General features: G+C 48.1%; 14 protein-coding genes and 1 riboswitch. Of the genes, 12 read left to right on the top strand and 2 right to left on the bottom strand.

Translation table 11 applies throughout. The features are described 5' to 3' along the window. Window positions 1–87 precede the first annotated feature (87 nt). Window positions 88–200, top strand: a riboswitch (TPP riboswitch). Window positions 201–387: 187 nt separating this feature from the next. Next, window positions 388–2232 (top strand): phosphomethylpyrimidine synthase ThiC, encoded by a 1845-nt coding sequence (thiC, locus tag ACM1ND_RS03985; protein ID WP_316243302.1) that lies wholly within the window; start codon window positions 388–390, stop codon window positions 2230–2232. A 121-nt stretch (window positions 2233–2353) separates the two neighbouring features. Here thiC and ACM1ND_RS03990 read toward each other — a convergent pair whose 3' ends face one another. After that, window positions 2354–2506, bottom strand: a complete 153-nt coding sequence (locus tag ACM1ND_RS03990) for a hypothetical protein (RefSeq protein WP_010348453.1) — start codon at window positions 2504–2506, stop codon at window positions 2354–2356. Between the two features lie 506 nt (window positions 2507–3012). Here ACM1ND_RS03990 and ACM1ND_RS03995 point away from each other — a divergent pair. Beyond that, entirely contained in the window at window positions 3013–3849 is an 837-nt protein-coding gene (locus ACM1ND_RS03995) for a YitT family protein (RefSeq protein ID WP_023987004.1), read from the top strand. A 267-nt stretch (window positions 3850–4116) separates the two neighbouring features. On the opposite strand, the gene acnA is transcribed toward ACM1ND_RS03995, so the two are convergent. Further along, on the bottom strand, window positions 4117–6828 hold the full coding sequence (gene acnA, locus ACM1ND_RS04000) for an aconitate hydratase AcnA (protein WP_264454182.1): 2712 nt from the start codon (window positions 6826–6828) through the stop codon (window positions 4117–4119). A gap of 421 nt (window positions 6829–7249) precedes the next feature. Here acnA and ACM1ND_RS04005 point away from each other — a divergent pair, with 421 nt between their 5' ends. From ACM1ND_RS04005 to ACM1ND_RS04050, 10 genes are all read left to right on the top strand, one after another. Next, window positions 7250–8245 carry an amidase domain-containing protein gene (locus ACM1ND_RS04005; protein WP_023987006.1) on the top strand — a complete coding sequence of 332 codons (996 nt, stop codon included), beginning with the start codon at window positions 7250–7252 and terminating at the stop codon, window positions 8243–8245. A 73-nt stretch (window positions 8246–8318) separates the two neighbouring features. Beyond that, window positions 8319–9407 carry a D-alanine--D-alanine ligase gene (locus tag ACM1ND_RS04010; RefSeq protein WP_068939418.1) on the top strand — a complete coding sequence of 363 codons (1089 nt, stop codon included), beginning with the start codon at window positions 8319–8321 and terminating at the stop codon, window positions 9405–9407. A gap of 101 nt (window positions 9408–9508) precedes the next feature. Then, window positions 9509–9832, top strand: a complete 324-nt coding sequence (locus ACM1ND_RS04015) for a hypothetical protein (RefSeq protein WP_023987008.1) — start codon at window positions 9509–9511, stop codon at window positions 9830–9832. A 138-nt stretch (window positions 9833–9970) separates the two neighbouring features. Continuing rightward, window positions 9971–10972 carry a UV DNA damage repair endonuclease UvsE gene (uvsE, locus tag ACM1ND_RS04020; RefSeq protein ID WP_316243304.1) on the top strand — a complete coding sequence of 334 codons (1002 nt, stop codon included), beginning with the start codon at window positions 9971–9973 and terminating at the stop codon, window positions 10970–10972. 174 nt (window positions 10973–11146) lie between these two features. After that, window positions 11147–12013, top strand: coding sequence for an inositol monophosphatase family protein (locus ACM1ND_RS04025; RefSeq protein WP_418027991.1), 867 nt, complete (start codon window positions 11147–11149; stop codon window positions 12011–12013). Between the two features lie 37 nt (window positions 12014–12050). Continuing rightward, the gene (locus tag ACM1ND_RS04030) at window positions 12051–12293 is read left to right on the top strand and encodes a hypothetical protein (RefSeq protein ID WP_076293115.1); all 243 of its coding nucleotides are present in this window, start codon (window positions 12051–12053) and stop codon (window positions 12291–12293) included. A 124-nt stretch (window positions 12294–12417) separates the two neighbouring features. Next, complete coding sequence (locus ACM1ND_RS04035; protein WP_023987012.1) at window positions 12418–14148, top strand: sensor histidine kinase; 1731 nt, start codon at window positions 12418–12420, stop codon at window positions 14146–14148. Next, window positions 14126–15685 carry a response regulator transcription factor gene (locus ACM1ND_RS04040; protein ID WP_023987013.1) on the top strand — a complete coding sequence of 520 codons (1560 nt, stop codon included), beginning with the start codon at window positions 14126–14128 and terminating at the stop codon, window positions 15683–15685. Before ACM1ND_RS04035 ends, ACM1ND_RS04040 begins: the two co-directional genes overlap by 23 nt. 175 nt (window positions 15686–15860) lie before the next feature. Next, a complete protein-coding gene (locus ACM1ND_RS04045; protein ID WP_028541002.1) occupies window positions 15861–17150 on the top strand; it encodes an ABC transporter substrate-binding protein in 1290 nt (429 codons plus the stop codon). Between the two features lie 238 nt (window positions 17151–17388). Next, a complete protein-coding gene (locus ACM1ND_RS04050; protein ID WP_023987015.1) occupies window positions 17389–18297 on the top strand; it encodes a carbohydrate ABC transporter permease in 909 nt (302 codons plus the stop codon). Window positions 18298–18300 lie beyond the last annotated feature (3 nt).

Genomic DNA, 18300 nt, shown 5'->3' on the forward strand with positions numbered 1-18300 from the left:
AGAAGGGTTGCCAAAGCCATAAATTTAAAGTAGTCTGGTAAGGATGGCGGGATATCTGTTATAGCCGCCTCATATGAATAGAAGTATCACAGTTACTGGGGGAGCCTGTAATGCCGGGCTGAGATGGAATCGTGCAAGATTCCGGACCCTTTGCACCTGATCTGGATCATACCAGCGTAGGGAAGTAATCGGCCATTGAAATGTATACGCGGCTGCTGTCTACAGTGGCGCATTGGAATAGGATTATTCCACATGCGTACTGTCTGGATAGCTGCCTCGTTAGATTAGCCGGTTCCCTAGGGAACCGGCTTTTTTGCATAGATCAGCGCCACCCTGGGAATGGTTCCGGATCGGTGTGTCATTTCATCGAAACGGGAGGAATGGACAATGAAGCCGACAGAAGTAGAAGGAACAAAAGGAACAGAATTGAAATCAACAGAAGTAAGATTGGTAGGAACAAAAGAAGTTGAGGTAGAGAAGACAAACGGGGAGCAAGCCAGAGGGGTAACGCCCTTTCCAGGGAGCCGTAAGGTATATATTCAAGGCTCACGGCCGGACATTGCCGTGCCAGAGCGGGAAATTGCTCTTCATCCTACACATACGCCGCAGGGCACGGAGCATCATGAGCCATTGCGTGTGTACGATACGAGCGGTCCCATGACCGACGAAGCCTATCAGGTCGATATCCGTCAGGGCCTGCCTCCATTACGGCGAGCTTGGGCCCTGGAACGGGGCGATGTGGAGGCTTACGAGGGACGCGCCGTCAAACCGGAGGATAATGGACTGAAACCTGGCTCCAAACGGGAGACAGTTGAATTCCCCGGCGTGACCAACCGTCTGCTTCGTGCTTCGCAAGGTCGTACAGTGACGCAAATGCATTATGCGCGGCAAGGGATCATTACGCCTGAAATGGAATTTGCGGCGATCCGCGAAGGGGTGGAGCCTGAGTTTGTACGGCAGGAGTTGGCTGCTGGACGAGCCATTTTGCCTTCGAATATCAATCACCCGGAAAGTGAGCCAATGGTCATTGGGCGTCATTTTCACGTGAAGATCAATGCGAACATTGGTAATTCTGCGGTTACCTCCTCCATCGAGGAGGAAGTGGAAAAAATGACCTGGGCTGTGCGTTGGGGCTCGGATACAGTTATGGACCTGTCCACAGGCCGTAATATCCATACAACACGTGAATGGATCATTCGGAATTCTCCTGTACCGATTGGGACTGTACCGCTGTATCAGGCACTTGAAAAGGTGAACGGCGAAGCAGAAGCGCTGACGTGGGAGCTGTATCGCGATACGCTGATTGAGCAGGCGGAGCAGGGAGTGGACTATTTTACAATTCATGCGGGTGTATTGCTGCGGTATATACCGATGACGGCGAATAGAATGACGGGAATCGTATCCCGTGGTGGGTCGATCATGGCAGCCTGGTGCCTTGCGCACCATCAGGAGAATTTTTTGTATACGCATTTTGAAGAAATCTGCGAAATTATGAAAGCCTATGATGTGGCCTTTTCTCTCGGGGATGGTCTACGTCCGGGTAGCATCTATGATGCGAATGATGAAGCACAGTTTGCAGAGCTGGAAACGTTGGGCGAGCTAACGCAGATCGCCTGGAAGCATGATGTTCAGGTCATGATTGAAGGGCCAGGACATGTCCCTATGCATAAAATCAAAGAGAATGTGGATTTACAAATGGAGATTTGTAAGGAAGCTCCTTTCTATACCTTGGGGCCGCTCACGACGGATATTGCCCCCGGATATGATCATATTACCTCAGCCATCGGGGCGGCGATGATCGGTTGGTTTGGGACGTCCATGCTGTGTTATGTTACGCCTAAGGAGCATTTGGGTCTGCCGAATAAGGATGATGTCCGCGAGGGTGTCATTACCTACAAAATTGCGGCACATGCTGCCGATCTGGCGAAGGGTCATCCACGGGCACAGCAGCGGGATGATGCTTTGTCCAAGGCACGCTTTGAGTTCCGGTGGCGGGACCAGTTCAATCTGTCGCTTGATCCCGAGCGGGCCTTGTCCTACCATGATGAAACGCTACCGGCAGAGGGCGCCAAGGAAGCACATTTCTGCTCGATGTGTGGTCCCAAATTTTGTAGTATGCGCATTACGCAGGACATTCGCGCTTATGCAGCGGATAAGGGGCTGAACACTCAAGAAGCAGTAGCTGCCGGGATGCGTGAGAAGGCAGAGCAGTATCGGGATGGAGGTCAGTAAAACGAACGTGTGAGTTTAGGAAAAATGAATTAAAAAAGCCGTGGTTCTCTACAGTCGATGTAGGGAACTACGGCTTTTTAGCTTATGTAAAGCGGGATCTTGCAACCGGATAAACGGCGCCTTATTTTTTACCCATTTTTTCATTCAAAATGTCCTGAAAGCTGAGCTTCTTCTCCGAGCTATCTTCTTTCTTCTGCATACTCACCGCGTTGGCACGTTGGTATTGGTGGTGAAAGGGCATCAGGGTGTGGACGGTTAAGTTCATTGTATTCATGTAGGTCATTCCTCCAATTCCATATTGTCAAATTCAGATTGAGTTGCTTAGGACGTCTGTATAGGACTATTTGTATGTACTTGATGTCGTGATGCTATGTAGGTTGCTTGGTAATGTTTCAATCATTATACCCACATTTTTTCAAAGTAAAACGCTTTTGACATAAAACAGGAAGATGGTCATATGTGTCCAAAATGTCGATTAGGAGGATGGTCGTTTTAGAGGAAAATGTGCCTAGGTCTAAAACAAGGGCTAGAGGCCCGTTTTCTTAGTTTAGTAGTCGGGATTGTGTTATTTTGTCGAATAACCTTGTAAAAGGAGAATTTTGCGGAATCCAAGTCAGGATTGAGGCAGTCTGGTGGCGAATTAAAGTGTCAAAGTTGTATTGACTTTATGTTTGGTAGTAGATACCATGAACTGGTTGTCAGCGTATTTTGGCAACAAGAGTCAGCCAATCCATCTGGCGATTCATCCTTTGAAATGTTAGAGAAAGGATTAGAGCATATATGAAAAAAAGTATTGCAGATATCGCATTTATTATTCTGGGTGCGTTTTTTTTCGCGCTAGCTGTTAATCTGTTTGTGATCCCGAATGAGTTTGGTGAGGGGGGCGTTACAGGGGTTACGATCATTTTGTACTACCTGTTTCAGTGGTCTCCCTCGATCGTCAATCTGGTGATCAATGGCTTGCTGTTGATTGTCGGATATAAATTTTTGGACAAGAGAACGACCCTGTACACTATAATTGCGGTCGCTTTTAACTCGCTGTTTCTACATTTAACGGTTAACTGGCGGATTGATTCGCATGAGCCGACGATTAATGCTGTATTTGCCGGAGTTTTGGTGGGGGTCGGCATTGGCTTAATTGTACGGGTAGGTGGCACTACGGCGGGAACGGTCATTTTAGCCCGAATTGCCAACAAGTATCTGGATTGGAATATCAGCTATGGCCTGCTGTTTTTTGATTTGATTGTCGCGTTCTCTTCCTATTTTATTATTGGTCCAGAAAAATTGATGCTAACTATAGTTATTTTGTACGTTGGTACGAAGGTGATGGACTTCATGATCGAAGGACTGAACCCGAAAAAAGCAGTCATGATCATTTCGGAGCACCAAGATAAAATTGCCGAGATGGTTATTACGAAAATGGATCGTGGAGTTACCGTCCTGTCAGGCCACGGATATTACACTAAAAATCCCAAAGAAGTGCTGTATATCGTCATTAGTAAACAAGAGGTATCAGCGCTTAAAAAGATAGTGAAAGCCATCGACACAGCAGCATTTATCACCATTCATGACGTGCGGGATGTGTTCGGAGAGGGCTTTTTGGATATTTCGAAGTAACTCGCGTGCGAAGGTAAGGTTATAAGAGAACGTGGCTAGAAGTCGGTCCTGAGGGATCGACTTTTTTTGTTTTATATAAATAAGATGAACTTGAAAAATGAACATCAAAACGGAGTAGGCGGAATGGTGCTGTACAAGCGAAGCACCATCCGTCTGCGCAGTGGCGCTATAGGTAACTCTTAAGTTCGGTTTATATAAATAAAAAAATACCCCCGATTGCAGCTTTATCTGCAAAACGGGGGTTCTTCACATATGAAGTTCATAAACTTAGCTTTCGATCATTTGACGCAATACGGTTTGCAGAATACCACCGTTGTGGTAGTAGTCGATATCGACAGTGCTGTCCAAACGGGCAATTACTGGGAATTCGAACTTCGTGCCATCCTCGCGTTTAGCCACAACCGTAAGCTCTTGACCAGGCTTCACGTCATTGTCGATGCCAAGAATGTCAAACGTTTCACGACCGTTCAGACCCAGGCTGGACCAGCCATAGCCTTCCTGGAATTGCAGAGGCAGCACACCCATGCCGACCAGGTTACTGCGGTGAATCCGCTCGAAGCTTTCGGCAATGACAGCCTTAACGCCCAGCAAAAGCGTACCTTTGGCCGCCCAGTCACGGGAGCTGCCTGTGCCGTATTCCTTACCAGCAATGACGATCAGGTTCTGATCGGCTGCCTGATATTTCATGGATGCATCATAGATGGACATTTCCTCATCCGTTGGCAAGTATTTGGTCACGCCGCCTTCAGTACCTGGAGCCACATTGTTGCGGATACGGATGTTGGCGAATGTACCGCGCATCATGACCTCGTGGTTACCGCGACGGGAGCCGTAGGAGTTAAAGTCCTTGCGTTCCACGCCATGCTCCTTCAAGTACAGTCCTGCCGGGCTGGAAGGGGCAATGTTGCCTGCTGGTGAGATATGGTCCGTTGTGACCGAATCATTCAACAGGGCAAGCACACGGGCATTACGGATTTCCTTGATATCCTGCACGCCATCCTGAAGTTTTTCAAAGAATGGTGGATTTTGAATATAAGTTGATTTTTCATCCCATTCATATAGTTCGCCTTCAGGAACCGGAATGGAGTTCCATTTTTCGTTAGCAGTAAATACATTCTCATATTTACGACGGAACATATCCGGGCTGAGAGACAGGCTGATGGCTTCCTTGATCTCCTCGGAGGTTGGCCAGATATCTTTCAGGTAGACAGGCTGATTGTCCTGATCGTAACCGAGCGGATCATTCACCAAATCAATGTTCACTGTGCCTGCCAGCGCATAAGCGACAACCAGTGGCGGTGAGCCGAGATAGTTGGCTTTTACTTGCGCATGCACACGACCTTCAAAGTTCCGGTTGCCGGAAATAACTGCGCCAACCGTCAAATCATTGTCAGTGATGGCTTGACTCACTTCGTCAGGAAGTGGGCCGGAGTTACCGATACAGGTTGCGCAGCCGTAGCCTGCTACATGGAAGCCGAGGGCTTCGAGCGGTCCGATTAATCCGGCTTTTTGCAGGTATTCCGTCACGACGAGGGAGCCTGGTGTCAAGCTTGTTTTAACATAGCCTGGAGTTTTGAGCCCGCGCTGCACTGCTTTTTTGGCCAGCAAGCCCGCACCGAGCATAACGCTTGGATTGGAGGTATTCGTGCAGCTTGTGATAGCTGCAATAACGACTGCTCCTGTACCCAACTCGCTGGTGGAGCCGTCCGGATGGGTCAGCGGAATCTTCTGTGCGATTTTTTCATCGCTCAGTCCATAGCCGCCTTTGTCCACCGGGGTACGGATAATGCCTTCAAAGGTTTCTTTCATGCGGCTAAGCTCAACACGGTCCTGCGGACGTTTGGGTCCGGCGAGACTCGGTACAACCGAAGCCAGATCCAGCTCAATCGTATCGCTGAACACAGGGTCCGGTGTATCGGATGTGCGGAACATGCCTTGGGCTTTGTAATATTCCTCTACGAGGCTTACTTGCTCATCGGAACGTCCGGTGCTGCGCAGGTAGGCCAGCGTTTCTGCATCGACCGGGAAGAAGCCAATCGTTGCGCCGTATTCCGGTGCCATGTTGGCAACGGTCGCACGGTCAGCCAAGCTGATGTTAGCCAGACCAGGCCCGTAAAATTCTACGAATTTGCCGACTACGCCTTTTTTACGCAGCATTTGCGTTACAGTGAGCGCGAGATCGGTGGCGGTAGAGCCTTCCGTCAGACTGCCTGTCAGCTTGAAGCCAATCACATCGGGAGTGACAAAATACAGCGGTTGCCCCAGCATACCCGCCTCTGCCTCAATCCCGCCGACACCCCAGCCAACAACACCAAGGCCGTTAATCATTGTGGTATGGGAGTCTGTTCCCACGAGGGAATCCGGGAAGACGACCGTTTCGCCGTCAATGGTTTTGGTGGCGGCCACGGAGGCGAGATACTCCAGATTGACCTGATGGACGATACCGGTGGATGGCGGAACGGCGCGGAAGTTGTTGAACGCCGTTTGCGCCCAACGCAGAAAACGGTACCGCTCCTCGTTGCGTTCAAACTCTACATTAATATTGTAATCCAGCGCGTCACTGGTACCGAAAGCATCGACCATGACCGAGTGGTCGATAACGAGATCGACAGGAACGAGCGGATTGATTTGTTTCGGATCACCGCCCGCTTTTTTCACCGTATCACGCATAGCTGCCAAATCGACAACCACCGGGACGCCGGTAAAATCCTGTAGCACGATGCGTGCAGGAATGAACGGAATCTCCTTGTTGGTGTCACGATCCTCAGCCCATCCTGTCAGCTGTTGCACATGTTCTTCTGTAATGGCGCGTCCGTCAAATTGGCGAACCGCAGCTTCCAGCAACACTTTAATGGAGAAAGGCAGCTTGGCAATACCGCTCTTTCCTTGTTCCTCCAGTGCCTTAAGACTATAGTAGCGATAAGGCTTACCGTTAACTTCGAGACTACGGGCAATGGAGAATTGATCTTTTCCTGACATAAGTATTACCTCCTTGAAGTGGATGCTTGGGGGAAAATAGGGATGTCGTTTTTTCGACGTCTTGCACAGTTGGTTTAAATTGGTTGCGTTCTCAATTACATCTTCAGTGGTTCATTACGTGTTAGAGGTTGCGATCAATGTAATTTGTTTCATTAGATGAAACATGATTTCAAAATGATTGCTTTTGGATTAAGTATACCGTTTTCAGGCAGTTCCGTAAAGTTTTTTTGGCCTAAAAGATGCGTTGCAGATTGGAAAATAAAACGTTCCGCTCCCTCGCGTTTCGATGTTCATACCAAGCTTTAGAGATTCATACTTATAGTATAGAGAGCATATCAGACCAGAGAGGGAAGAAAGGAAGTTATACATCATTCCGGTTATCCCCGGAAAAGGATAGCGGGACGAATATGGAGGGATTGGGATGGGGGAGCGGGAATGGAAACAGGCCCTTTTTGCTTACGTGAATCAATACAATCGCAGTGAAGTGAATGGTGTACCGCAGCCGGATGAGTATCTGGAGGTGGGTCAGCGGATGGAACGAGCAGCACGTGCTGCCAGATTGGAGCAGTGGTACAACGAACGGGATGCTGTTCCCCTACGCAGCGAGACACGCGCCAAGCCGCTACGAATGGTGCAGGATACCCCGGATGAGGCTGTGGTAGATGTACAACTGCATGTCCGACTCTTTTATGAGAAGGGCGGGATGACTCACCGGGAGGATCGGATTGAACGGGAGCGTCTGACGTTCACACGCGAGGGTGAAGCCTGGCAGGTAGCGAGAATTGAGCGCGATCCGGCAGAAAGGAAGCCAGCGGGGGGAGAGGTTCCTTTTGAACAGGCTTCGTTTAATCAAGGAGGAAATCTGCCGCTGCTGAATCGCGGTGTGCTGGGCTTCGGTTCATCAGCACGTCCCAGCCGATATCGCCGCGAAGAAGCAGCGGCCTATGCAGATCAGTGGTGGGATAGCTTCAATCCGGAGTTTGAAGGTTTTGATGTGGATTGCACCAATTATATCTCGCAATGCCTCTTTGCAGGGGGAGCACCGATCCACTATACTGGTAAAAGAGAATCGGGCTGGTGGTATAAAGGACGGGTTGCCGGACGTGAGCTGTGGAGCTACAGTTGGGCAGTTTCCAACAGTCTGGAGCGGTATTTGGGCTCCAGTTCATGGGGGTTGACTGCTGAGCAAGTGAGTCGCCCAGAGCAGCTCATGCTGGGGGACGTCATTTTTTACGATTGGGATGGTGACGGAACCTTCCAGCACAGCACGGTGGTCACGGCCTTTGATGCGGGCGGCATGCCGCTAGTCAATGCACATACGGTAAGCTCCAGACATCGTTATTGGGACTATAAAAATTCGTATGCGTGGACCGACAACACGGTATATCGCTTTTATCACATCGCCGACTATTTTTAAATGAGATGATGGATAACAGGTACAGTGATGCAAATCAGTCACAATGACGAAAGCAGGAAAGCGGAGGATAGGCATGGCAAATCAAAAATTGACCGTAGGGCTGGTGTACGGTGGCAAATCGGGTGAACATGAGGTTTCGCTGCAAACGGCGTATGCGGTAATGAACGCTTTTAACTATGAGAAATACGAGATTATTCCTTTTTATATTACGAAGGCTGGCGATTGGCGTAGAGGGGCGCTATTAAGCGCTCCTCTGGCTTCTGTAGAGCAATTGAAGCTGGAACGCGCAGAGGGTGGCACCAAGGCGGCATTAGATACATTGTTCGGCAAGCTGTACGGAGAGCAGACGCTGGATGTGCTGTTTCCGTTGCTGCACGGTACCTTTGGCGAGGACGGAACGATTCAGGGTCTGTTCGAAATGGCGGATATGCCTTATGTCGGTGCGGGAGTGCTGGCTTCGGCAGCAGGTATGGATAAAGGCGTCATGAAGAAGCTGTTTGAGCATGCAGGATTGCCGCAAGTGAAATACTGTTATTTTAATAGTACACAGTGGGCCCAAACCAGTCATGATCTGGTACGTAACATGGAAACCGAGCTAGGTTATCCTTGCTTTGTCAAACCAGCCAATCTGGGATCAAGTGTCGGTATTTCCAAAGCCAGCAACCGAGAAGAACTGGAAAAGGCTGTAGATCTGGCTTTGCAATTTGACCTGAAGGTGATTGTTGAGGAGTATGTCGATGCCCGTGAGATTGAGGTCAGCGTACTTGGCAATGATGAGCCGATTGCCTCAGTACCGGGTGAAATTGTATCGGCGAGTGATTATTACGATTACGCTGCCAAATATACGGATGGCCAATCGGAAATGCTTATTCCGGCACCGTTGGATGAGGAAGTGGCAGATCGTATTCGTGAAGCCGCATTGCAAGCATTTCGCGCTCTAGAAGGCTGCGGGATTTCCCGTGCCGATTTCTTCGTCAGACGCTCGGACGGACATATCCTTATTAATGAAGTGAATACAATGCCTGGTTTTACACCGTTCAGTATGTATCCATTACTGTGGAGAGAAACAGGCGTATCCTATGCAAGTCTGCTGGACCGCATGATTGCCCTTGCACTGGAGCGTTATGAGCGCAGGTCGGCACTGCACTACGAGAACTCATAAACGAAACAAAGGGGAGCTGATCACTCTCCTTTTTGTTCATATAAATGGCATATCTTTGAGCACAACACTAAACCCTTAATCATGAAAGGTGGCGGCTACACATGGGCTTTCAAACTGAATTTAACTCAGTGTGCAAATTCAAGAGCGAACAAGAACTTTACGAACTCCTGGAATACGGACGTGGCAAAATGGTTAAATCCGGGCTGCGCGTGTTTCCGACAGGCCAGAAGGTCATCGCTTACAGCGTGGATAACGTGGCAGTAGCCATCGTGCAGATTGTGGGCTGTATCGCCGAAATTAATTTCCAGGGCGATGAAGTGACCGAAGTTGAAATGATTCTCATTCGTAAGCTGAATGAAGAGGAAGCAAGAATTCAGACCGCATTGGCGGATGAAATGTTTTTTGGAGCACAGCAGCAATCCTAGCTGTTTCCTTCTTGCAATTTGTGCGATAACACCGAATCAGCAGGTGCTTTTCCGGGTATGATCAGTAGAAAAGGGTTTTAGGTCACAGAACGAAAGCGACCTTACCATCTACTGCGACTGCTGAAAGGAAGACACCCTATGATCGTAAGGTTCGGTTATGTAGCCATGTCGGTTACCGTGCAAAATGCATCCCCCTCTAAAACCATGACAATGAGCAGCTTTACCAAGATTGGAGACCGAGAAGCTGCGATCCGCAAGCTAGAACGGATAGCAGCCGAAAATCTCCATAATACTTTGAGGCTGCTGCGCCATAATCGCGCGAGTGATATCCAGGTCTATCGTTTCTCATCTAAGCTGATTCCGCTCGCGACCCATCAGGATCTGCGGGATTGGGACCCGTTTCAGGCGCTTGCTGCTGATTTTGCAGAGGTAGGGAACTATGTCAAGGCGAATAGGATGAGGGTATCGTTTCACCCCGATCATTTTACAGTGTTAAGCACTCCCCGTCCTGAGGTGTTGCAGAGCTCCATTAATGATCTGAAGTACCACAAAGCGATGCTGGAGGCCATGGGGCTCGGTGCCGAAGCCAAGAACAACATTCATATTGGTGGTGCATACGGAGATAAGGTGACCTCAGGCCAGCGTTTTGTAGAGCAGGTTAGTGCGCTGGATCTTTCGTTAAGAGAACGGTTAACGCTGGAAAATGATGATAAAACGTTCAATGCGGTGGAAACGCTGGAGGCTTGCAAATTGACGGGGTTGCCGATGGTTCTCGATATTCATCATCAATGGGTGAATAATGAGGGGGAAAAGCCGTGGGAGCTATGGCCGGATATTTTGGATACTTGGAAAGGGGAATTGGCCCAAGCCGGATCTTCTGCTGATTATCCATTGCCGCCCAAAATTCATGCGTCCAGTCCCAAAAGTGAAAAAGATCCCCGGGGCCATGCGGAGGGTGTTCTAGTGGAGCCGTTGCTTACCTTTTTGCGCAATATTGCCGGATATACGGATCGAATTGATGTCATGCTTGAAGCCAAGCTTAAGGATGAAGCGTTATTCGGATTGATGAATGAACTGCGCCTTCAGGAAGACAATGGGGTAAAAGTGCTGGATGGGGCTTCCGTAGAAATTATGCCTTAGAAAGTAGCATTTCGCGGATAAAGCTCCCATTTAGAGAAACTTTATGCAGTTTATTGTGTATACTAGAATGTGTAAACTAGCAAACTTGTAATGAAACAGAGATGGTTAAGAGACTGTGCTGTAGGGCAGCTTCATAAACCACGTAACAATGATATAGAAAGTAGAGTGAACACGTTGAACGAACATGAAAACGAAAAGGTTCCCTATATCGTATCAGGAAAAAGCTATACTGCCGTGGCTATTAACGCGGCATCCAAAGCCGGGGAATGGATTAAGAGCAGACTGGGAACTGTTGAACATTTGAATACTAAACAGTCTCCTACGGATCTAGTGACCGAGGTAGATAAAGGTGCAGAGCAGATGATTCGCAGACTGATTCTGACCCATTTTCCCGATCATGTTATTTTGGGTGAAGAGAGTGTAGAGCCGGGAGCCGAAGCTTCGGCCCGCGCATTAGAGGCTGCCCGTGAAGAGGAATATTTATGGATTATTGATCCGGTAGATGGCACTACCAATTTTGTACACAGTCTGCCGTATTACAGTGTGTCTATTGCCTTGGCCCATCGTGGAGAGGTGATTGTCGGGGTCATTTATGATCCGTCCCGTGATGAAATGTTTGTAGCGGAAAAAGGAAAAGGCGCGTATGTACATGGCAATCGCATGCAAGCCTCGAGAGAAGAAACACTGGGAGATAGTCTGGTCTGCATCGGCTTCCCACCGGACCGTACGTATGCACAACCGCTAAATATGAAAATTACGCAGGTTCTTACACCTCAAGTACGTGGCATTCGGGCGCTGGGATCGGCAGCATTGCATCTGGCTTATGTAGCGTCAGGACGGCTGTCGGCTTATTGCGAAATTGGTTTGAATGCGTGGGATGTAGCAGCGGGCGCTTTGCTGGTACAGGAATCAGGCGGTACCATCACCGATACATTGGGCAGACCTTATGACCTGAGTGTACGGCATATTGCAGCTACGAATACAGCTATTCATTCTCAACTTATTCAAGTGCTGAAAGAAGCAGACGCAACCGGGTTATAATTCTACGTAGACCATCATCCTGAAGGAGGAAATCGCGATGAGCCAATCCGAAGAATTGGAACGCCAGCTCAGTGAACTGCTGACGGAAGGCGAAATTCGTGAGAATGAGGCCAAAAAGCGGGAACGGCTCAGCCCTAAATATGAGGTGCGGGTTCAGACTCATATCGATCCCATTGTTGAGGAGACGCGTAAATACCGGAGTATGGCACGTGAACTTGATGACCGATACGACGAATATATGAGCAAGGCGGACAAATCGAAACCAACCGATCAACGCTAAGCAAATACAAATACCTCTTGCCGAATGACCAAGGCATGGGGTATTTTGTATGTTATAAAGGAGGCGACATTCACTGATTACCTACTTTAAAAGCGCTTACAAAAATGCTGGAATTCATCATAAAATGGTACTACTGATTACGGTGCTTATGCTGGTTAATTTTGCAGTAGTTGCAGTCATACTTAAGTACGTATTTCATATTTATGATAATCAAATGTACAAAAAAACATCCGAAGTACTCAATATTTCTTCAATCGGTATAGAAAATGAGTTGAAGGATGTGGAAAAAGTTACTTTCAAGGTAACAACGGACGAGCAGCTTCAACGTTATTTGCTGCAATTGGAAAAGGAAACGTCACCTTATGCCAAAATGGTGCTGCGTAAAAAAATAACGAATAGGCTCGTCGCCTTTGCCGGCTCTGAGACCTATGTCTATTCTATGATAGTGATCGATAAAGAGGGACAGGTCATGAGTGCGGGCAACCGCGAAGGTATTCCCCAAGAACTTCGATCCACCCTGTCGGAGCTGGCAGACGAACATGACGGTTCCAATGCATGGTATGCGGCAGGCCATTCCTCCTTGCTGGCAGCTCGGCAGTTCAAATCCTTTACCGATTCCAATTTTACGCTGAATGGGCTCGGAACGCTTGCGATTCGTGTGCGAATTGACCGGATTGTAGCGGATCGTGTGCAGACCTCCGGCCGTGACGGACAACTGATGATTACAGATGGAAGGCGGATGATTTATCCCGAAACACCACTATTGAGTGAGAGTGATATTCAGGCCGAGCTTGGCCGAAAGCAGCCTTATGGGATTGCGACCTACTCAGGAGGAACCTTTTTCGCTGCTCAAATCAAATCCTCTTATACGGGTTGGACGTATTTGCATATGACCCCCTTCGATGATATGTTTCGCAGCATTACGATCATTAAAGAAGTTGTAAGCGCTATTTTTGTCATTATGCTTCTTATTGCATTGGCACTGGGAGCTAGGTTGTCAGGCAGCATTACCAAACCGATCGTTCAATTAATCCAGAACATGCGTAAAATAGAAAAAGGCGATCTCGACCGTTTGGAGGAAGAAGCACTTGGCGCGGTCCCCCTTTCCACACAGGACGAGGTAGGCTTGCTACATCGGACATATAAGAAAATGATTCGCCGCATTCGTGAGCTCATTAATGAAAATGTTGCCAAGCAGCTATTACTGAGGGAAACAGAGCTAAAGGCACTACAAGCACAGATTAATCCACATTTTTTATACAACACGCTGGAATCCGTGAACTGGCTCGCCAAGGCCAATAAGCAGGATCGGATTTCAGAGATGGTGGAAGCACTTGCTTTTCTATTGCGTAGTGCGGTCAGTTTTGAAGAGCAGCTGATTCCGCTTCGAAAAGAACTGGATATTGTAAGGAGCTATGTAACGATCCAAACAACACGTTTTGATGAACGTCTCGTTTTCCATCTGGATGTCCCGGAAGAACTGATGGATGCGCAAATTCCGAAGCTAACGCTTCAGCCTTTGGTGGAGAATGCCATCCATTATGCGTTGGAGCCGCGAATTGAACCCTGTCGGATTGCTATTATTGCGAGAGAAAGCGAGGGGGCTCTATTTCTGCGAGTTGAAGATGACGGACCAGGAATGACGCCGGATTTCTTGGAAAAACTGCGGAGCGGGCAGGTCACGACTCGTGGGCAGGGCATTGGACTTACGAATATTCAAGAACGGATTAACCTGACATTTGGTACACCTTGGGGGATAGAGCTGCATAGCGAGTCAGGAACAGGAACGTCGATTCATGTCTGTATTCCATATGTGAAAGGGGATCAGGGTCGTGTACAAGGTGCTACTGGTTGATGATGAGCGTATGATTTTGGAAGGCATATCGCAGGTGGTTGATTGGGGTAAAGCGGGAACGAGATTGGTGGGTACGGCACGTAACGGGATTGAGGCTTATGATCAGATTCAGGCCAGCCCGCCTGACTTTGTGATTAGCGACATCTCTATGCCTGGACTAGACGGCATCGGACTGGTTGCCAAAACGACGGAGCACTTTCCAGACGTTCGTTTCATTCTGTTGTCTGGTTACAAAGATTTCGACTATGCCTGTCGGGCCATGCAATACGGGGTGAAGCACTACTTGTTGAAGCCATGCAATGAGCGGCAAATTCATGAGGCTCTGACCGAGTTGGGGCAGGAGCGGGAGGAGCAGGAAGAACGCAAGCAGTTTGTAAACCGGATGAAGCTAGATTTTCAGCGTATGCTGCCTCATGTGAAGGAACACTTTTTGAAGGAGTTTATTTCCTATAAAACTTACGGTAGCCGCGATATCGCATTTTATGAGCGGTTATTCGGACTTGAATTGCAAGATAAGCAGGTTCGAATGCTGCTGCTGCGGGTGGAGGAATCACATGAGCCGGAGCATTTGTTTGCATTGCAAAATATAGCGGCAGATTTGATGGATGATGTCTTGCTCAGTACGACCATGCAGGGGCAATTGCTCATCGTGCTGGAAAGTGAGGATGACACGTCACGGTTTATGAAACAGATTGAAGCGGTACGTGCGACATTTCATCGCTTTTACAAGCTGGAGGTAACGGTCGCAGTTAGTGAGTCGGATAGTATGCAGCATTCACGGGGGATGTATCGGGAGACACTGCATTGTATGAATCACCGGTTTTACACCGGGGAAGGCAGTCTGATTACGAAGGAGGATTTAGCGGCTGAGGATACCCGGGAGATGGCAGATTTGGAGCTGGACGAGGAGAAGTTCGGTCTGCTGATCAAGGCTGGAAATACGGTGGAGGTTGCACAGGAAGTGGATCGGTTGTTCGGTATTCTGTCCCGTATGAAGCTGGAAATTTCCGTGACCCGCTCCTATGTGCTTCAGCTCTATGCCGCTATGATCCGTATATGCCCCGAAGAAGAGCGTGCGGCGTTTACGAGCCGAATGGTGGTGCTGGCAGAGCAAAAAACGCTGGCATGTCTCAAATCTTTTGTACAAGAAGCTGCCGAACGAATGACCGCAATCTATTATAAAAGTAATGTGTATCGCCAATCTTCCACCGTTGATAAAATGATCACTATTATTGAGCAAAACTACAGAAAATCGGATCTGTCGCTGAACGGAGTGGCAGGTCAAATGCTGTATATGAATTCCGACTACTTAGGGAAGATATTCAAAAAGGTGACGGGCGAAAACTTCTCACACTACGTCAATCGTTATCGGATCGAACGTGCAGCTGAGCATATTCGGGAGACGGGAGACGTGAAGGTGTTTGAGCTGGCGGAATGGTTCGGCTTCGGTGGGAACGCACAATATTTTAGCCAGGTGTTCAAAAAGTGGGCGGGTATGACGCCTTCCGAGTACATTAAATCACATGAACGGGGATGAGCGTATGGAGTCCCACTGTTTTTTAAACCCAGGAAACCTGATTTGTGTATTCCAATGTTTCTCGGCTTTTGGGAAAATAACAACAGGAGCTAATGTAAACGCTATCAAAATTGCGAAAGTGCGTTGTCACTCGTAATTTGGCTCCTTTCTAGAACAGCGAAAAGGGGAGAGATAGGTGGGCAAAAAGGGATGGTTTCTGATCATAGCTATGCTGCTCGTTTTGACGACGGCATGTAGCGGAGCGGGCGGCGGCAATTCGGGCACAAGTGCAGACGGGAAAGTAAAGTTACGTATCGCTTGGTGGGGATCGGATACGCGTCATGAATACACGCAAAAGGTCGTTGATTTGTATAAGCAGAAAAATCCAAATGTAACGATTGATGTGGAATATGCCTCTTTCGATGACTATTGGAAAAAACTCGCTCCGCAGGCTGCGGCTAATCAGTTGCCGGATATCGTGCAAATGGACATTTCGTACATTAGCCAATATGCAAAAAATGGTCAACTGGAGGATCTCGCGCCCTACTTGAATCAAAAAATTCAGGTTGCTGATGTGACAGAAAATGTACTCAAAACCGGCGTAATTGCTGGAAAGCAATATGGTATCCCAACCGGTGTTAATGTTCTGGGTTTCCAGTATGATCCGGCGTTGCTCAAAAAAGCGGGTATAGACAAAATTCCTGACAACTGGACATGGGATCAATACAAAGAGATGGCTTTAAAGGCTGGTTCCAATAAAGTATACTTTGACAGCTCGATGGCTGCCGATATTTTCTTCCACTACTATTTGCGTACTCAAGGAAAGACTCTCTACAATGCGGAAGGAACAGGATTGGGGTATGACGACGATAAGCTGTTTGTTGACTTCTTCAGCGGATTGGCTGATCTGATTAAGAAGGGAGCGACCCCGCCTCCTGAAATCATGAACCAGACCAAGGGGATTCTTGAGGAATCCGATATCGTAAAAGGAACAGGCATCGGTATTTGGCAGTGGTCCAATCAGTATGTGGGCTTACAGCAGGTCGTTAACCGCCCAATGGCACTGGCTCCGATGTTTGGGCCGAATATGGAAAAAGGCGTATATATGCAGCCTACGATGTACTGGACGGTTGCTTCCCGTTCACAGGTGAAGGATGAAGCCGCTAAGTTTATTGATTTCTGGATGAACGATGTAGAAGCGAATAAATTGATTAAAGGCGAACGGGGCGTGCCGATTTCCGCCAAAATCAAGGAAGCTGTTGCACCAGAGTTGAGCGAGCCTACGAAGCAGGTGTTTGAATTTGTAGCTTCCATGGAGCCGAAGGCTTCTCCAATGAGCCCGCCGCCACCAGTCGGATCGCCGGAAGTGATTGCGACTCTGACCGATTATATTGAGCAGGTCAATTTCGGACAGATGACGGCTGAAGACGCAGCGACCAAATTCCGGGCTGATGCGAATACCATCCTTGCGAATAACAAGCAATAATAAGCGTAATGAGACCTTTAGGATATCTGACAACGTTTTAGCATAAGAATCGATAGGATCGAAGGAACATTTCGTTAAGTTAACCGTGCGTAGTCCAAAACATGATTGCGCACGGTTGATTCGACGAAGCAACTGCATAAGCACCCTTTGCAGACATCACGATATTATTCTCATAACAACGAATTATTGACATCATAAAGTTTTACTAATTCTTTAAATGCAACAGAAGGGAGGCTTGATGAGCTTGCGAAATCATCAGAGCTTGAAAGCCAATATGACCGGATATGCGTTTATCAGCCCTTTTATTGTGGGCTTTCTGGCGTTTACGTTAATTCCAATGTTTATTTCGCTGTATCTGTCCTTTACCACCTACAACCTGTTCACCCCGCCCAAATGGATTGGTCTGGGTAACTTCGAAAAGATGTTCACAGGCGACCCGAAATACTGGAATTCGATCAGGGTCACGTTTACGTATGTATTGGTCGGTGTACCGTTGCGACTGATTTTCGCGCTGTTTGTGGCTATGATTTTGAATACCAAATCGCGCATGGTCGGCACCTATCGGACGATGTACTATCTGCCATCCATTATCGGAGGTAGCGTTGCGGTATCGATTATGTGGCGGAACATTTTCAGTAATAACGGCATAGTGAACAGCCTGCTTTCGACTCTAGGGGCGACCCCGGTGAAATGGTTTGGTGATCCGGATGCTTCGCTTACGATGCTGATCACCCTGTCCGTATGGCAATTTGGCTCCTCCATGCTAATTTTTCTGGCAGGTTTGAAGAACATTCCTGTTGAATTGTACGAGGCGTCCAGTGTAGATGGCGCTAAGCCAGTACGAAAATTTTTCAGTATTACGCTGCCGTTGCTTAGCCCCATTATTCTATTTAATCTGATTATGCAGACGATCAGCGCCTTTATGACCTTCGTCCCGGCTTATGTTATTTCTAAGGGCGAAGGAGGCCCGATGGATGGAACGATGCTGCATTCACTGTATCTGTTCCGGCAGGCGTTTATGTTCAGCAACATGGGATATGCGGCAGCCATGGCTTGGGTCATGCTCATTATGATTGGGATACTGACAGCGATTTTATTTATAACCTCCAGATACTGGGTATTTTATGAAACGGAAAAGGGGCGCTGATAC

The organism is Paenibacillus sp. JJ1722 (assembly GCF_048282685.1).
Taxonomy (GTDB): domain Bacteria; phylum Bacillota; class Bacilli; order Paenibacillales; family Paenibacillaceae; genus Paenibacillus; species Paenibacillus polymyxa_B.